The organism is Micromonospora sp. A3M-1-15 (assembly GCF_024213425.1).
Taxonomy (GTDB): domain Bacteria; phylum Actinomycetota; class Actinomycetes; order Mycobacteriales; family Micromonosporaceae; genus Micromonospora; species Micromonospora chersina.
This window is the reverse complement of sequence record NZ_JANAVK010000001.1, coordinates 227015-242702: the sequence shown is the minus strand read 5'-3', so window position 1 is coordinate 242702 and position 15688 is coordinate 227015. Positions and strand designations below refer to the sequence as shown.

Genomic DNA, 15688 nt, shown 5'->3' with positions numbered 1-15688 from the left:
CCGCCGGGCGGGAGGCCACCGGTCGGTCAGGAGATGGTGCAGGCGGCGCCGTTCAGGGTGATCAGGTCCGGGTTGGGGTTCGGGCCGCCGGACGTGGAGCCGTTCAGCCCGAAGGTGACCGTGCCGCCGGGGGCGATCCTCGCGTTCCACGACTCGTTCTTCGCGGTGACCGTGGCGCCCGACTGGGTGACCTTCGCCGACCAGTAGCCGCTCACCTTCTGGTCACCGACGAACGCCCACCGGAGGCTCCACCCGGTCACCGCCGCCGTGCCGGTGTTCCGCACCGTCACCTGGGTGGTGAAGCCGTCCGGCCAGCTGCCGTGGGTGGTGTAGGTGACCGCGCAGGTGGGCGCCGGCACGGCCGCCGCGTCACCCTGGTCGGCGAGGAACGACGCCAGCCAGGCCAGCGCGGAGTTCCAGTTGATCGCCACCTCGTTTGTCGCGTACGAGTTGATGTCGTCGACGTAGCACAACATCGGCGCGCAGCCGGCGAGCAGGTTGGCCGCGTACGGGTCCTGGAGGGCGGCGTTCGGGCCACCGGCGAGGGAACCCGCGGGCGGGTTCGGCAGGTCCGGGTTCAGCTGGTGGGCGAAGATCCGGCTGTGCTGGTTGCGCGCGTGCTGCTCGCCCCAGCCGGTCACGTACGACATGTTCAGCGCGTTGCGGCCGAGCAGGTAGTCGGCGCTCTGCACGGCCCCGTCCCGGTACTTCGCGTCCCGGCTCAGGTCGAACGCGGTGGCCAGCACGATCGCGTTGTTGACGACGTTGCTGTTGCTGCCCCAGACGTACGCGTCGGCCGCGCCGGGCAGCGGCAGCCCGTACGCCTGGTCCCGCGCGGTGGCCAGGTAGCGGTCGGCCGCGGCGGTCACCGAGGCGCGGATCCGGGCCCGCTCGGCGGCCGGCAGGCCGTTGGGCACGGTGGCCAGGTCGAGCCGGCCCAGCGCGGCCACGCTCTGCCAGCCGAAGGCCCCGCCGGTGGCGAAGACGTCGGCGGTGTGCAGCGGCGAGGCCGTGAGGTCGGTCAGGTACGCCGACGCGCCGGTGGTCAGCCACAGCTCGACGGCCGCCCAGTAGAACTCGTCGGCCACGTTCGTGTCGTCGTACGCGCCGCCGCCGGTGCCGTCGGCCGCCGAGGCGTAGACCGCCGGGTGGGCCTTGGCCGCCGCGTACGCGGTCTTCGCGGCGGCGCCGCAGCGGGCCGCGAACGCGGCGTCGTACGGGGCGAAGAGGCGGGCGCACTGCGCGGCCACGGCGGCCAGGTTGAGCGTGGCGGCGGTGGACGGCGGGTGCAGCTCGCGGGGCTGCGGGTCGTCCTGCGGGGCGAGCGGCAGGCCGGTCCAGTTCCGGTCGTGGATCTTGTGGTGGACCATCCCGGCGAGCGGCTCGCCGGCCGGCACCTGCATGCGCAGCAGGAACTCCAGCTCCCAGCGGGCCTCGTCGAGGATGTCCGGGACCGTGTTGCCGCGCTCCGGCACCCGCAGGGTGGCGTCGCCCAGCGCCGTCCCGCCGGCGGCGCTCTCGGCGGTCCTGGTCCGCTCGAAGGCGTTGAGCAGCTGGTAGGTGGCGATGCCGCCGTTGACCACGTACTTGCCGTGGTCGCCGGCGTCGTACCAGCCGCCGCGCACGTCGAGGGAGTAGTCGCAGACGCCGGGCTGGCAGGGCACCTGGGTGTCGCCCTGGTTGGGCGCCACGCCGAGGTGGCCGGCCGGGCGGGCGTAGGCGGCGCCGATCAGGTCGCCGTCGATGGGGGTGCCGCTGCGCTGGGCGTAGAAGAACTGGAGCGAGTCGGCGCGCAGCCGGTCGTAGAGGGTGCCGGAGATGTCGAACGGGTGGCTGGTCTCCCCGTCGACGACCAGGGTGTAGCCGGTGCCCGGGGTGCGGTACGCGGAGAAGTCGACGGTCTGCACCCGCTGCCCGGAGGCCGGGTCGACGCCGCGCGGGGCTGTGGTCCCGCCGGCCACCACGGTCCCGGCGGCCGACCTCAGCTGCCAGGGCAGCGCCTCGGCGGAGTCGGTGACCACGGTGGCGATCTTCGGCCCGCCGGGCAGGTAGCCGACCTGGTTGACCCGCACCCGGGGCCCGGTGTCCGGCTCGTACGGCGGTGCCGCCTCGCCGCCGCGCAGCGAGACGTTGTCCAGGCAGAACGTCTGCGCCTCGGGACTGCCGCCGACCTGGAAGATCAACTGGGCGCCGGCGTTGTCGGCCGGGGCCGTGAAGGTCCTGGCGACGTGCTGGGCGGCGCCGGTCGCGGTGGCGTCGACGCTGGCGTACGTGGTGTAGGGGGCGCTGCCGAGCTGGAGCACGGCCTTGACGGCCGCGCCGGGGGTGGCGGAGACGTCGAAGGAGAGTTCGTACTCGGCGCCGGCGATGAGCGGCACGGCGTCCTGGCCGATGCCGGCGTCCCAGGGGTTGGCCAGGCCGCCGGCGACGGTGGTGCAGAGCCGGCCGTCGGTGACGCCGAGGTCGCCGGTGCCGTAGGAGAACCAGGGGGAGGCGCCGGCGCTGAAGTCGCCGTTGCGCAGCTGTTCGGGGGCGTCCGGCGGCACCTCGGCGCGGGCCGGGGCGGCGGTGCCGCCGGTGAGCGCCAGGGCGGCGGCCGCGGTGAGGGCGGTGAGCCGGCGTCGGGATGGGGTCACGGAGGTTCCTTCCGTGCTCAGCAGGGGGCCGGGAGCTGGGAGCGCTCCCACTACCGGACCGATGTTTCCAGCGTGTTCCCGCGCTGTCAATCGATCTGCCCCGATGGCCCGCACCCCGCCGCCGACAGTGAAATTCACCGCGCCACGTAGCATGGTCCTGATCTCCTAGAGACAACCGAGCCCTCCAACTGGCAGGCTGCCTCCCATGACCCTGAAGCTTCGTTCCGTCGGGGCGAGCGACCGTGGGCTGATCCGCAGTGGCAACCAGGACGCCCAGCACGCCGGCAACTGGCTGGTCGCCGTCGCCGACGGCATGGGCGGCATGGCCGCCGGTGACCTGGCCAGCCGCATCGCGATGGACGCGTTCGCGCCGCTGGACGTCGAGACCCCCGAGGACGCGCTGGTCGCCGCCCTCCAGGGCAGCATCGAGCTGGCCACCGCGGGGATCCGGCGGGCGGTCGAGGAGGACCCGGAACGACAGGGCATGGGCACCACCCTGACCGCGCTGCTCTTCGCCCGCACCGGCAGCTGCCTGGCCCTCGCGCACGTCGGCGACTCCCGGGCCTACCTGTTCCGGGAGGGCGTGCTGAAGCAGGTCACCCGCGACGACACCTTCGTGCAGATGCTGGTCGACCAGGGCGTGATCACCGCCGAGCAGGCGAGCAGCCACCCCCGCCGGGCCGTGGTGACCCAGGCGTTGCAGGGCGACGAGGTCTCCCCGACCTACGCCACGATGGTGCCCTGGGCCGGCGACCGCTGGCTGCTGTGCAGCGACGGCCTCTCCAACGTGGTCCGCCCCGACACCCTCGCCGAGGTGCTCGGCGGTTACCCGGACCGGGAGGCGTGCGCGGCCAAGCTCATCGACCTGGCCCTGCGGGCCGGGGGCCCGGACAACGTCACCGTGGTCATCGCCGACGTCGTCGAGGAGTAGCCGGGTCAGCGCCGGCGCGGGCTGGCGCGCCGGGTCGGCTCGGCGCTGGTCGGGTCCTCCGGCCACGGATGGCGGGGGTAGCGGCCGCGCAGCTCCGCCCGCACCTGCGGGTAGCCGGTCCGCCAGAAGGAGGCCAGGTCGGCGGTGACCGCCACCGGCCGGCCGGCGGGGGAGAGCAGGTGCAGCAGCACCGGCACCCGGCCGTCGGCGATCCGCGGGGCGTCCTGCCAGCCGAACGTCTCCTGGAGCTTCACGGCCAGCACCGGGGCGGCCGGATCGGCGTAGTCCAGCCGGATCCGCGACCCGCTGGGCACCGGTAGCCGCTCCGGCGCCAGCTCGTCCAGCCGGGCCGCCTGCCGCCAGTCCAGCAGCCGCCGCAGCGCCGCCGCCACGTCGACGCGGGCCAGGTCGGCCCGGCGGCGGGCGCGGGCCAGCTCCGGGCCCAGCCAGGTGGGTGCCGCGGCGAGCAGCGCGGCGTCGGAGACGTCCGGCCACCCGTCGCCGAGCGCCTGCCGGCAGCAGGCCAGCCGCCGGCGCAGCGCGGTGGCCTCGGGCGTCCAGGTGAGCAGCGCCAGGCCCTCGCGGCGCAGCCCGGTGAGCACCGCCTCGGCCAGCTCCGCCGGGTCGGGCGCGGCGAGGGGCCGGTCGACCAGCTCGATCGCGCCGAGCCGCACCACCTCGCGGGCCACCACGTCCCCGCCGGACCAGCCGACCTCGCGCGCGGCGCGCAGCAGCGGCCCGCCGGCCTCCCGGGCGGTCGCCTCGTCAACGGGGGTGGCCAGCCGGACCCGGGCGGTCGGCGCGCCGGGGGAGCGGTCGGCCACCGCGACGGCCAGCCAGACGGACCCCACCAGCCCCGACCCGCCCGCCAGCTCCGCGGCGGTCCCGCCCGCCATGAGGTACGCCGACCCACCGGCCCGCCGCACCCGAGCCAACCGCTCCGGATACGCCAACCCGACGAGAAGCCCCGCCGCCAGATCGTCGGGCAGGCGGTCCGGCGCGGGGTGCCCGGCGGCCCGGTCGTCCGCCACGCGACTCGGCGCGGCGTGCCCGGCGGCCCGGTCGTCCGCCACGCGATCCGGCGCGGCGTGCTCGTCGGGTCGGCGGTCCGGCCGGGCCGGTCCGGAACGTCCAGGGCGGGCGGCGGGGAGCGCGGTGCGGAGGCGGCGCACCTCGGCGCGCCAGCGGGCGGTGGCGCCCGGGTCGACGCCGGTGCGCAGCCGGCGCCAGAGGGCGGTGAGGTCGTCCCCGGCGCCGCCCAGTGTCTCCTCGGCGAGGAGAGCGACCACCTCGGCGGCCCGGTCGGCGCCGACCCGCTCCGCGCCGTCGAGCAGCGCCCGGGCCAGCCGGGGGTGCGCGCCGGCGGCCGCGATGGCCCGCCCCCGGGCGGTGATCCGGCCGTCGGCGTCGACCGCGCCGAGGGTGGTCAGCGTGTCCCGGGCGACGGCCAGCGCGGCCGGCGGCGGGGGATCGGGCAGCGCCAGGCCGGCGCCGTCCGGGGTGCCCCAGGCGGCCAGCTCCAGGGCGAACCCGGTCAGGTCGGCGGTGGCGATCTCCGGCTCGGGCTGCGGGGCGAGCCGGGCGTGGGTCGCCTCCGACCAGCACCGGTAGACCGCCCCCGGCGCCTCCCGGCCGGCCCGTCCGGCCCGCTGGGTGGCCGCCGCCCGAGACACCGGCACGGTGACCAGCGCGCCCAGCCCGCGGGCCAGGTCGGTACGGGCCACCCGGCTCAGCCCGGCGTCCACCACGACGCGTACCCCGGGCACGGTCAGGCTGCTCTCCGCCACGGCGGTGGCCAGCACGACCCGGCGCCGTCCGGGCAGCGCCGCCAGCGCCGCGTCCTGCGCGGAGCCGGGGAGTCGGCCGTGCAGGGGCAGCACGGCGACCGCGTCGCGCAGGTCGGCCAGGCGGCCCGCGACGGCGGCGATCTCGCCCGCGCCCGGCAGGAAGACCAGCACGTCCCCGTTCCGCTCGCGCAGCGCCCGGCGGACGGTGGCAGCCACGTGGTCCAGCAGCGCCGGGTCCACCCGGCCCGCACCGGGCGCGGCGACCGGGCGGGGCGGCGGCGCCCAGATCCGGTCCACCGGGTGCAGGGCGGCCTCGGCCCGCACCACCGGCGCCGGAGCACCCCCGCCGAGCAGTGCGGCGAACCGGTCCGCCCGGGGGGTGGCCGACATGGCCAGCAGCCACAGGTCCGGCCGGAGCGTGCCGCGGGCCTCCACGCTGAACGCCAGCGCCAGGTCGGCGTCGAGCTGCCGCTCGTGGCACTCGTCGAGCAGCACCGCGCCGACTCCCGGCAGCTCGGGGTCGTGGTGCAGCCGGCGTACCAGCAGGCCGGTGGTGACCACCTCGATCCGGGTCCGCGGGCCGACCCGGCGCTCGCCGCGTACGGCGTACCCGATCCGCTCGCCGACCCGCTCGCCGAGCAGGGCGGCCATCCGGTGCGCGGCGGCCCGGGCGGCCACCCGGCGGGGCTGGGCGATCACCACCCGGCCGGGGACCTCGGCGGCCACCGCGAGGGGCGCCAGGGTGGTCTTGCCGGTGCCGGGGGGCGCCACCAGGACCGCCGCGCCGGCCGCGCCCAGCGCCTCGACCAGCGCCGGCAGCACCGGCCGGACCGGCAGGTCCAGGGAGACGTCGGAGAGCACGGACCCACTCTCGCACTCCCGGCCGGGCGGCCGGTGCGCGGTCCTGTTCGACTTCTCACATTGACCGTGACCGCTTCATGGCGTGGAGTGACGGTCATGGCGATGATGGCGTACGACGAACCCTCGGCCGCCGCCTACGCGGCGACCCGGCACCTGCCGGTCGAGGGCCTGGCGAGCTGGCGCGCCGCGGTGTCCCGGCACCTGCGGGTGGGGCCCGGCGACCGGGTGCTCGACCTGGGCGCCGGCACCGGCGCCTGGGCCGCCGCCTTCCGCGACTGGTACGGGGTGCACGTGCTGGCGGTCGAGCCGGCCGCGGCGATGCGGGCCCGCTCGGCGTACCCGGGAATGGTGGCCGGCCGTGCCGAGGCGCTGCCGCTCGCGGCGGCCGGCCTGGACGGCGCGTGGATCTCCACTGTGGTGCACCACCTGCCCGACCTGCCGGCGGTCGCCGCCGAGCTGCGCCGGGTGCTGCGGCCCGGCGCGCCGGTGCTGATCCGGTCGGTCTTCGCGGGCCGGGGCGGCGGGGTCAGCCTGTTCCGCTGGTTCCCGGAGGCGCTGCGGGTGCTTGACGGTTACCCCTCGGTCGCCGAGGTCTGCGCGGCGTTCGAGTCGGCCGGGTTCGCCCCCGTGGCGCTGGAGCCGGTGCCCCAGGTCAGCGCCCGGTCACTGCGGGCGGCCGCCGACGGGCTGCGGCGTGAGGCGCACACCCCGCTGGTGCTGCTCGACGACGCCGACTACGACCGGGGGCTGCGCCGGCTGCGCGAGGCGGCGCGGCGGACCCCGCACGCCCCGGTGGTCGACGCGCTGGACCTGCTGGTGCTGCGCTGAACACGGAACGGCCCGGCCGGCGCATCGCCGACCGGGCCGGAGTGGACGCAACGGTGGCCGGGCCCGCCGACCCGGCCACCGCCGCCACCCCCTAGTACGTTCCGTCGAGCTGCCCCCGCAGCTTCGTGAGCGCCCGGGCCAGCAGCCGGGACACGTGCATCTGCGAGACGCCGATCTGCTCGGCGATCTGCGACTGGGTGAGGTTGCCGTAGAAGCGGAGCGTGAGGATCTTCTGCTCGCGCTCGTCGAGCGTGGCCAGCGCCGGCCCGAGGGCCACCCGCAGCTCGGCCAGCTCGAACTCGCCGTCCTCGCCGCCGAGCATGTCGCCCAGTTCGGTGGCCCGGTCGCCGTCGCCGGTGGGGGTGGACAGCGACACCGCGTTGTAGGCGCGGGCGCCCTCCAGGCCCTCCAGGACCTCCTCCTCGGTGAGGTTGAGGTGGCCGGCGATGTCGGCGACCGTCGGCGAGCGGCCGAGGCTCTGCAGCAGCGTGCTGTTGGCGTCGGAGATGGCCAGCCGCAGCTCCTGGAGGCGGCGCGGCACCCGGATGTCCCACGTGCGGTCGCGGAAGTGGCGCTTCAGCTCACCGATGATGGTCGGGATGGCGTAGCCGGCGAAGTCGACGCCGCGGGACGGGTCGAACTTGTCGATCGCCTTGATGAGGCCGACGGCGGCGGTCTGCGCCAGGTCGTCGGTGGGCTCGCCGCGCCCGCTGTAGCGGTGGGCGAGGTGGTTGGCGAGCGGCAGCCAGGCCTCGATCGCCCGGTCGCGCAGCGCGGCGCGCGACGGGTGGTTGGCGGGCAGGGCCGCCATCGCGTTGAGCAGGTTCGCGGCGCTGTCGGTGAGCGCCCGCGGGTCGAGCTTCTCGGTCGTGGACGGCGTTGTCGTCGCCGGTTCGCTGATCGTGTGCGCGGTCATGGGTGGTCCTCCCTGCACCTCGTCCGCGAAACAAAAAAGACGTGACGCTTCGGTTTAGCTTCAGTTGGGCCGTTCGGAAGCCACCTTAACCTGATCGGTCGGAGAAAATCTAGCCGAAAGTACGATGTACTTAAGCCGTGTCACGGCATGAAGCGCGTGAACCGGGGCAGAAACCCTCGGATGGCCGACCGGTGCCCGGGGGCGAGGCGGTCCGGGCCGGCTGACCGAACGGACGAACCGCCGGGTCGACCGGTCAACGTGAAACCCGACAGTCGGCGCACACTGTCGCCTTTCCGTCCTTGTCCCGCCGATGGGACCGCCCGTAGCGTCCAGGTGTACACGTCTACGGAGGCACCGTTGCTGGATCCCGCCGCCCCGCAACTCGTCGTCAACGCCCGGACCCTGCTGTTCAGCTGGCTCCCGGCGGACCCCGAGGCGGTCGCTGCGCTCGTCCCGGCGGCCCTCCGCCCGCACCCCGACCACCAGGTCTTCCTCTGCCAGTACGTGGTCGACGACGAGACCCAGACGTCCGGGTTCGGCGCCTACTCGCTCTCCTTCCTCGGTGTCTCGCTCGCGGACATGGAGCCGCCCGACGGCGACATCCCCGGCGGCTGGTGGACCCACTACCTCGCCTCCAGCCCGCGGGTCGGGCAGTACGCGTCCGCCCGCGGCGCGCCCGCCGTGGCAGGGGAGACCCTGGTCGACGTCCGGGGTGGTCGGCTCGTCGCCGAGACCTGGGCCGACGGGCGCCCGCTCATCCAGGTGACCGCCCGCGTCGGGCACACCGGCACCGAGGCGCACAACGGCCACCACCGCTACCTCACCGAGCGCGACGGCGAGCTGATCGTCGCGGACTACCCGTACGTGGCCGAGCCGGTGTCGCCGTTCGAGGTCGAGTCGGTGGAGTTCCTCGCCCCGGAGCACCCGGTGTACGCGCTCCGGCCGGCCAACCCGCTACAGATCTGCTGGGGCTTCTACTCGCCCCGGGTGTCGTTCGCGTACCCGGCCCGGCCGAACGCGCTGGACGAGCCGCTGTCCACCGGCGACCCGGTCGCGGCGGCTCACCAGGTGCCGGCGCGCCGGGCCCGCAGCGGCCTGCCGTCCGGGTCGTAGACCAGCCGGTACGCCGGCAGCGCCCACAGCCGGGTGTGCCAGGGCAGCCGCTCCGGCCGGTGCGGCCGCAGCCGTCCCGGCGGGCGGGGCCCGGTGCGGCCGGACTCGTGCCACCGCTCCAGCGCCTCCGCCGCCGAGGTGATGGCCGCGACGGCGTCGGCCGGGTCGAGCAGGTCGCGGTCCTCCCCGCCGTCCGGGTCCCGGTCCAGGTGCTCGCGCCACAGCCGCAGGCGCAGTTCCCGGGCGAACACCCGGGCCCCGTCGCCCAGCCCCGCCGGGTCGGTCGGGGCCCGCTCGTCCCGGGTGTCGTCCAGCACCGCGCAGGACAGCTCGCTGTCGTGGGTCCACGAGCGCCGGTTGAAGTTGTCGCTGCCCACGCTGGCCCAGACGTCGTCCACCACGCAGACCTTCGCGTGCACGTAGACCGGGGTGCCCTCGTGGTTCTCCACGTCGAAGACGTGCACCCGGTCCGGGGCGGCCCGGTGGCAGAGTTCGAGGGCCTGCGCGCGGCCGACCATGTTCGGCGGCAGCGCCAACCGGCCGTCCACGTCCGGGTGCCGGGGCACCACGGCCACCAGGTGCAGCTCCGGCTGCTCGCGCAGCGCCCGGGCGAAGAGGTCGGCCACCTCCGTCGACCAGAGGTACTGGTCCTCCAGGTAGATCAGCCGGCGGGCCCGGCGGACCGCCTTGGTGTAGCCCCGGGCCACCGTCCGCTCGCCGTCCGGGGCGAACGAGTAGCGCGGGCGCACCGCCGGGTAGGTGCGCAGCACCTGGACGTGGTGCGGCCCGCAGGGCGGCGGGTCGGCGGGCTGGTCGGGCAGCGGGTCCGGGCTCAGGTCCGAGCCGCGCAGCCGGTCCCGCAGGTAGGCCATGGGGTTCTCCGAGTCCAGCGGCATCGGGTCGGTCCACCGTTCCCGGAAGGTGGTGTCCAGCGCGCCGACCACCGGCCCGCGGAGCGCGAGCTGCACGTCGTGCCAGGGCGGGTGCGGGCCGTACCGCGGGGACATGGCGACCGGCTGCGGGTCGCCGCCGTGCGCCGCGTCGTCCCGCCGGCTGTGGCAGAGGTCGATCCCACCGGCGAACGCGATGTCCCGTTCCGGGTCGCCGGGGTGGCGCAGCACCACCAGCTTCTGGTGGTGCGAGCCCCCGCGGCGGACCCGCTGGTCGAGCAGCACCTCCCCGCCGGCGGCGCAGATCGCCTCGCTGAGGTCGCGGTTCTCCTCCTCGCTGTAGGAGAGCGCGTCGAGGTGGGAGCGCCAGATCAGGCCCTTGACGACCACCCCGCGCTGGGCGGCCTGGGCGAATAGCTGCACCACGGTCGGGCCGTCCGGCCGCATCCGCTGGTCCGGGTCGCCGCGCCAGTCGGTGAAGAAAAGGTGGTCGCCCTCCCCGAGCTGCTCCACCTCACTGACCAGCCGGTCGAAGTACGCGCCGCCGTGAATTAACGGCTCGGCGAGGTTTCCGCTCGTCCAGACGGGTAACTCAGACCCTGGGTTGGCGCGTTCCTGTGCGGAGAGGAACCAGTCCCGCATCGCCACGTTCCAGCCTCCCGAGGTCGACAACGTCCTCACGGTAGGACCCCCGGCACGGCCCCGCACGCCGACCGCCCCAGGTCGGCACGGTGTTCGCGTGGGGGTGCACCGGACCCCTGGATCGCGAAACCGAGGAGGCCACAGCATGCCCGCCGAGACGACGAACACCGTGACCGAATACCGCGAGCAGGCGGTGGAGGGGGAACGGGGTGCGCTGGTGGCGGTCCTGTTGATGGTGATCCTCGGGGTGGCCGGCATCTTCGCCGTCTCCTGAGACCGGCGACGGGCGCCCCGGGGAACCGGGACGCCCGTCGGATCGAGCGGTCAGGGGCGGTCGCCCTCGCCGCCGCTGTGCGGCAGCCGCTCGGCCGGGACCACCCCGAGCCGGCCGGCCTGGTAGTCCTCGACCGCCTGGATCAGCTCGGCCCGGGTGTTCATCACGAACGGGCCGTAGTGCGCCACCGGCTCGCGGATCGGCTGGCCGCCCATGATGTAGAGCTCCAGCGCCGGGGTGTTGGCGTCCTGCCGCGCGTCCGCGGTGACCCGCAGCGCGTCGCCCGCGCCGTGCACGGCGAGCTGGCCGAGGTGGACGGGCCGCCGGTCGGTGCCGACGGTGCCCCGGCCGGCCAGCACGTAGACCAGCGCGTTGAAGTCCGGCCGCCAGGGCAGGTTCAGCTCGGCGCCGGGCTGGAGCGTCACGTGCGCGATGGTGATCGGCGTGTGGGTCGAGCCCGGGCCCCGGTGCCCGGCGACCTCGCCGGCGATCACGCGGATCAGCGCGCCGCCGTCGGGCGTGGTCAGCAGGGCCGACTCCCGGCCGCGGATGTCCTGGTAGCGCGGCGGGTTCATCTTCGCCACGCGGGGCAGGTTGACCCAGAGCTGGAGGCCGTGGAAGAGGCCGCCGCTCATCACCAGGTGCTCCGGCGGCGCCTCGATGTGCAGCAGGCCACGACCGGCGGTCATCCACTGGGTGTCGCCGTCGGTGATGGTGCCGCCGCCGCCCTGCGAGTCCTGGTGGTCCATGATCCCGTCGATCATGTAGGTCACCGTCTCGAAGCCCCGGTGCGGGTGCCACGGGGTGCCCTTCGGCTCGCCCGGGGCATAGTCGACCTCGCCCATCTGGTCGAGGTGGATGAACGGGTCCAGCTCGTTCATCGGGACCCCGGCGAAGGCCCGGCGGACCGGGAAGCCCTCGCCCTCGTAGCCGCTCGGCGCGGTGGTCACCCGGCGGACCGGGCGGAAGGTGGTGGACTCGGCGAGCTCCGGCAGGCGGGGCAGGACGAGGACGTCGTCGACGGTGATCGCGGGCATCTCGGGCTCCTTACTTGTCGGCCGGGGTGGACGACACGTCGCGGTCGGCGCGCAGGCGCCGGCCGAGCCGTTCGAAGACCCGGGTGAGGCAGGCGACCTCGGCGTCGTCGAGGTCGTCCATCAGGTGGGTACGCGCGGAGCGCAGGTGGTGCGGCGCCGCCTCGCGCAGGGTCAGCAGGCCGGCGGCCGTGAGCACCGCCTCGTTGCCGCGCCGGTCGTCCGGGCACGACTCCCGGGCCACCAGGCCGCGCTTCTGCATCGAGGAGATCTGGTACGTCAGCCGGCTCGGCGAGAACACCAGCCGGCCGGCCAGCTCACCCATCCGCAGCCGCTGCCCCGGCGCCTCGGAGAGCAGCACCAGCACGTGGTAGTCGGCGAAGCTCAGCTCGCTGTCGGCGCGCAGGTCGTCCTCGAGCTGGGTGAACAGCCGCTGGCTCGCCTCGATGTACGCGCGCCAGCAGGCCATCCGCTCGGCGTCCAGGCTCTCCGTCATGGCCACGACAGTAGCACTATTTAAAATTTAAACAAGTCCTCTCGCTCGGGGGTGAGCCGCACAACATTGGTGCTTGACATGGGGGACATTGAAATCTGAACCGTGCGCCCGGGCTAGGGTCGGAGGGTGGACGATCTCGACGTGCAGGACTGGCGGGAGCGGGTGGCCCGGCTCTACCTCTCCGACCTCGACCTGGCCGGCTTCCGGGCCGCCCGGGACGAGCTGTTCCGCAGCCACCCCAGCAGCCCGCTGCCGGCCGCCGACCGGCCCGGCTTCACCGGGCTGCGCTGGTTCCCGCCCGACCCGGCCGCCGTGGTCGAGGCGCCGCTGCGCCCGGCGTCGGGCACCGAGACCATCGACACCGGCGGCCCCGACGGAGTGGTGCGGTACCGGCGGGTCGCGGTCGCGGAGACGCCCTGGGGTCCGCTCACCCTGTGGTGGATCGAGGCGTACGGGGGCGGGCTCTTCCTCCCGCTGCGCGACGCCACCTGCGGCACCGAGGCGTACGGCGGCGGGCGCTACCTGACCGACACGGTGAAGGGCACCTTCGGGCGCGGCCTCACCGTGCTGCCCGGCAACCGCGTCCGGCTCGACGCCAACTACCTCTACAACCCGAGCTGCGCCTACGACGACCGGTGGGCCTGCCCCCTCGCCCCGCCGGAGAACCGGGTCGACGTCCCGATCCGCGCCGGCGAGCGGGCCTACCACTGACGCGGTGACGCCCCGGCGCGACGGAACGCGCCGGGGCGTCGGGAACGACCGGTCAGCGGGCGGTGGCGCCGGTCGGCGTCAGGTGCATCCGGCCGAGCAGCTGCCGGGCCTGGTCGGCCAGTTCCGCGTCCACGGTGACCGCGTACTGGCTGGCCCGCAGTGAACTGGCCGAGGTGAAGTCCCGTTGGCCCCCCGTCATGGCGTGGGCGACCGCGCCGAACACGGCGCCCCAGATCGCCCCGATCACGAGGCCCACCAGGATCACCGCGACCCAGTTCCCCGCCGTGAAGATGCCGAAGAGCAACCCGATGAACAGGCCGAACCAGGCGCCGGTGCCCGCGCCCACCAGGGCGGCCCGGCCCGTCGTCAGCCGGCCCATCACGGTCTCGACCAGGGTGAGGTTCGTCCCCACGATCGAGGTCCGTTCCACCGGGAACCGGTTGTCGGCCAGATAGTCCACCACCCGCTGGGCGGACGGATAGTCCGGGTACGACCCGATCGTGACGGTCGGTGGGCCGGCCTGCGGCCCGTGCCCGTCCCCGCTCGGCGGCGACGGACGACCGCTCGGGCCGGACGGGAGGTTGTCGCTGCCCGGCATGCCGGGCCGCCAGGCCGCGGTCGGACTCGAGGGTCTGGTCATGAGCATCCTCCTTCGTCAACCCGCTGCGTTCCCGCCGCCGTCGCTCGGTAACGCATCCGTCCGGACGGATGGCGGCGCGCATGGCGGCCGCCGGGCCGGGTAGCCAACCGCGTGAGGACCGGACGGATCAGCGAGCACGGGTTCCTCGCCGACGGGCACAGCGCGGCCCTGGTGGACCGGGCCGGCTCGGTGAACTGGTGGTGTCCGCCCCGCTTCGACGCGCCGTCGGTCTTCGGGCGCCTGCTCGACGACGACGCGGGCCACTGGAGCATCCGGCCCGCCGGCGAGTTCACCAGCACCCGGTCCTACCTGGAGGACGCGCTCGTGCTGCGTACCGTCTTCCGCACCGGGACCGGGACCGCGGCCGTCACCGACGCCCTGGCGCTGGAGCCCGGCGCACGCGGTCACCACGTCGGGCTGCGGTCGCCGGGGGTGCTCGTCCGCGTGGTCGAGGGGCTCACCGGCGAGGTGCCGATGCGGGTCGACTACGCGCCCCGCTTCGAGTACGGCCGGGTCCGCGCCTACCTCACCCACGCCGACGGGGTGATCGGGGCGACGGCCGGCGCGTGCCGGCTGGAGCTGCGCGCCAACGTGCCGCTGACCTGCGGCGACGGCGGCGCCTCCGGGCGGTTCACCGCCCGCGCCGGCAGCACCCACCACTTCACCCTCGGGTACGCCCCGACCTACCGCGGCGGCACGCCGGCGCTGCCCGACGCCGACCAGGTGCTGGCCGACACCGTCGCCGGCTGGCGGTCCTGGGCCGACCTGCACGAATACCACGGCCTCTACCGCGACATGGTCCGCCGGAGCGCGATGGTGGTGCAGGGGATGACCTACGGGCCCAGCGGGGCCGTGGTGGCGGCGCCCACCACCTCGCTCCCCGAGAAGCTGGGCGGGGACCGCAACTACGACTACCGCTTCGTGTGGCTGCGCGACTTCAGCCTCACCCTCCAGGCCCTCTGGCTGGCCGCGTGCCCGGACGAGGCCGACCGGCAGTTCAGCTGGGTGGCCCGGGCGATGGGCCGGATCGGCGACGAGGCGGTGCCGATCATGTACGGGGTCGAAGGCGAGCGGGACCTCACCGAGCACCACCTCGACCACCTCGCCGGGTACGCCGGCAGCCGGCCGGTCCTGGTCGGCAACGACGCCTGGCGGCAGCGGCAGGCCGACGTGCTGGGCGAGGTCCTCGACGCGGCGTGGCTGATGCGCCACTATCTCGACCCCATGTCGGCCGACGTGCGGCAGTTGCTGCACGCCCTCGCCGACCAGGCGGTGCGGGAGTGGCGCCGGCCCGACGCCGGGATGTGGGAGACGCGCGACGCCGAGCGGCACTACCTGTCGTCCAAGGTGCAGTGCTGGACCGCGCTGGACCGGGCCGTCCGGTTCGGGCCCCGGATCGGCGAACCCGCCGACGTGGCGCGCTGGGCGGCCGCCCGCGACGAGGTGCGCGCGGCGGTGCTCCGCCTGGGCTGGAACGACCGGGTCGGGGCGTACACCGGCGCGTTCGACTCCGACGAGCTGGACGCCTCGGTGCTGATCATGCCGCTGGTGGGCTTCCTGCCCGCCGACGACCCACGGATGCGCGCCACCATCGACCTGGTCGCGCGCCGGCTGTCCCACAACGGCCTGCTGCGCCGGTGGGAGGACGACCCGGCGGGCTTCGTGATCTGCTCGTTCTGGCTGGCCGGCTGCCTGGCCGAGGCCGGCGAGCTGGACCAGGCCCAGCGGCTGTTCACGCAACTCGCCGCCCGGGCCAACGACCTCGGCCTGTACGCCGAGCAGATCGACCAGGCCACCGGCGAGCAGCTCGGCAACTTCCCGCAGGCCTACTCGCACATCGGCCTCATCAACGCCGCGGGCCGGATCACCGCGGTCGCCGAGCGGCTCGGCGCCTGAGCCGGCGCGACAGCGGCCGGGCCGGCCGGCAGG

General features: G+C 75.1%; 12 protein-coding genes and 2 pseudogenes. 6 read left to right on the top strand and 8 right to left on the bottom strand.

Annotation, left to right across the window (positions count from 1 at the left end; translation table 11 throughout):
- Positions 1-26 precede the first annotated feature (26 nt).
- Positions 27-2636 (bottom strand): glycoside hydrolase family 9 protein, encoded by a 2610-nt coding sequence (locus NLX85_RS01170; RefSeq protein WP_254331166.1) that lies wholly within the window; start codon positions 2634-2636, stop codon positions 27-29.
- A 205-nt stretch (positions 2637-2841) separates the two neighbouring features.
- On the opposite strand from NLX85_RS01170, the gene NLX85_RS01165 reads away from it, so the two are divergent.
- Positions 2842-3567, top strand: a complete 726-nt coding sequence (locus NLX85_RS01165; protein ID WP_254331165.1) for a PP2C family serine/threonine-protein phosphatase — start codon at positions 2842-2844, stop codon at positions 3565-3567.
- A 5-nt stretch (positions 3568-3572) separates the two neighbouring features.
- On the opposite strand, the pseudogene NLX85_RS33605 reads toward NLX85_RS01165, so the two are convergent.
- Positions 3573-4559 (bottom strand): annotated as a pseudogene (locus tag NLX85_RS33605) (ATP-dependent helicase C-terminal domain-containing protein); the annotation flags it as partial.
- A gap of 120 nt (positions 4560-4679) precedes the next feature.
- A pseudogene (locus tag NLX85_RS33600) lies at positions 4680-6215 on the bottom strand (helicase-related protein); the annotation flags it as partial.
- A 96-nt stretch (positions 6216-6311) separates the two neighbouring features.
- On the opposite strand from NLX85_RS33600, the gene NLX85_RS01155 reads away from it, so the two are divergent.
- Positions 6312-7043 (top strand): class I SAM-dependent methyltransferase, encoded by a 732-nt coding sequence (locus NLX85_RS01155; RefSeq protein WP_254331163.1) that lies wholly within the window; start codon positions 6312-6314, stop codon positions 7041-7043.
- 91 nt (positions 7044-7134) lie between these two features.
- Here the strand turns inward: NLX85_RS01155 and NLX85_RS01150 are convergent, their stop codons facing one another.
- Positions 7135-7959, bottom strand: coding sequence for a SigB/SigF/SigG family RNA polymerase sigma factor (locus NLX85_RS01150; RefSeq protein ID WP_254331162.1), 825 nt, complete (start codon positions 7957-7959; stop codon positions 7135-7137).
- 357 nt (positions 7960-8316) lie between these two features.
- Here NLX85_RS01150 and NLX85_RS01145 point away from each other — a divergent pair, with 357 nt between their 5' ends.
- On the top strand, positions 8317-9072 hold the full coding sequence (locus NLX85_RS01145; protein ID WP_254331161.1) for a hypothetical protein: 756 nt from the start codon (positions 8317-8319) through the stop codon (positions 9070-9072).
- Here the strand turns inward: NLX85_RS01145 and NLX85_RS01140 are convergent.
- Positions 9021-10610, bottom strand: coding sequence for a phospholipase D-like domain-containing protein (locus NLX85_RS01140; RefSeq protein ID WP_254333538.1), 1590 nt, complete (start codon positions 10608-10610; stop codon positions 9021-9023). The genes NLX85_RS01145 and NLX85_RS01140 overlap by 52 nt on opposite strands.
- 139 nt (positions 10611-10749) lie before the next feature.
- Between NLX85_RS01140 and NLX85_RS32915 the strand changes: the two genes are divergently transcribed.
- A complete protein-coding gene (locus tag NLX85_RS32915) occupies positions 10750-10878 on the top strand; it encodes a hypothetical protein (RefSeq protein WP_255509960.1) in 129 nt (42 codons plus the stop codon).
- A gap of 50 nt (positions 10879-10928) precedes the next feature.
- Here NLX85_RS32915 and NLX85_RS01135 read toward each other — a convergent pair whose 3' ends face one another.
- Both NLX85_RS01135 and NLX85_RS01130 read right to left on the bottom strand, forming a co-directional pair.
- On the bottom strand, positions 10929-11915 hold the full coding sequence (locus NLX85_RS01135; protein ID WP_254331160.1) for a pirin family protein: 987 nt from the start codon (positions 11913-11915) through the stop codon (positions 10929-10931).
- Between the two features lie 10 nt (positions 11916-11925).
- Positions 11926-12408 (bottom strand): MarR family winged helix-turn-helix transcriptional regulator, encoded by a 483-nt coding sequence (locus NLX85_RS01130; RefSeq protein ID WP_254331159.1) that lies wholly within the window; start codon positions 12406-12408, stop codon positions 11926-11928.
- 126 nt (positions 12409-12534) lie between these two features.
- Between NLX85_RS01130 and NLX85_RS01125 the strand changes: the two genes are divergently transcribed.
- Entirely contained in the window at positions 12535-13119 is a 585-nt protein-coding gene (locus tag NLX85_RS01125; RefSeq protein WP_254331158.1) for a DUF1684 domain-containing protein, read from the top strand.
- A 52-nt stretch (positions 13120-13171) separates the two neighbouring features.
- On the opposite strand, the gene NLX85_RS01120 is transcribed toward NLX85_RS01125, so the two are convergent.
- Positions 13172-13759 carry a general stress protein gene (locus NLX85_RS01120; protein WP_254331157.1) on the bottom strand — a complete coding sequence of 196 codons (588 nt, stop codon included), beginning with the start codon at positions 13757-13759 and terminating at the stop codon, positions 13172-13174.
- A gap of 111 nt (positions 13760-13870) precedes the next feature.
- Here NLX85_RS01120 and NLX85_RS01115 point away from each other — a divergent pair, with 111 nt between their 5' ends.
- A complete protein-coding gene (locus NLX85_RS01115) occupies positions 13871-15655 on the top strand; it encodes a glycoside hydrolase family 15 protein (RefSeq protein WP_254331156.1) in 1785 nt (594 codons plus the stop codon).
- Positions 15656-15688 lie beyond the last annotated feature (33 nt).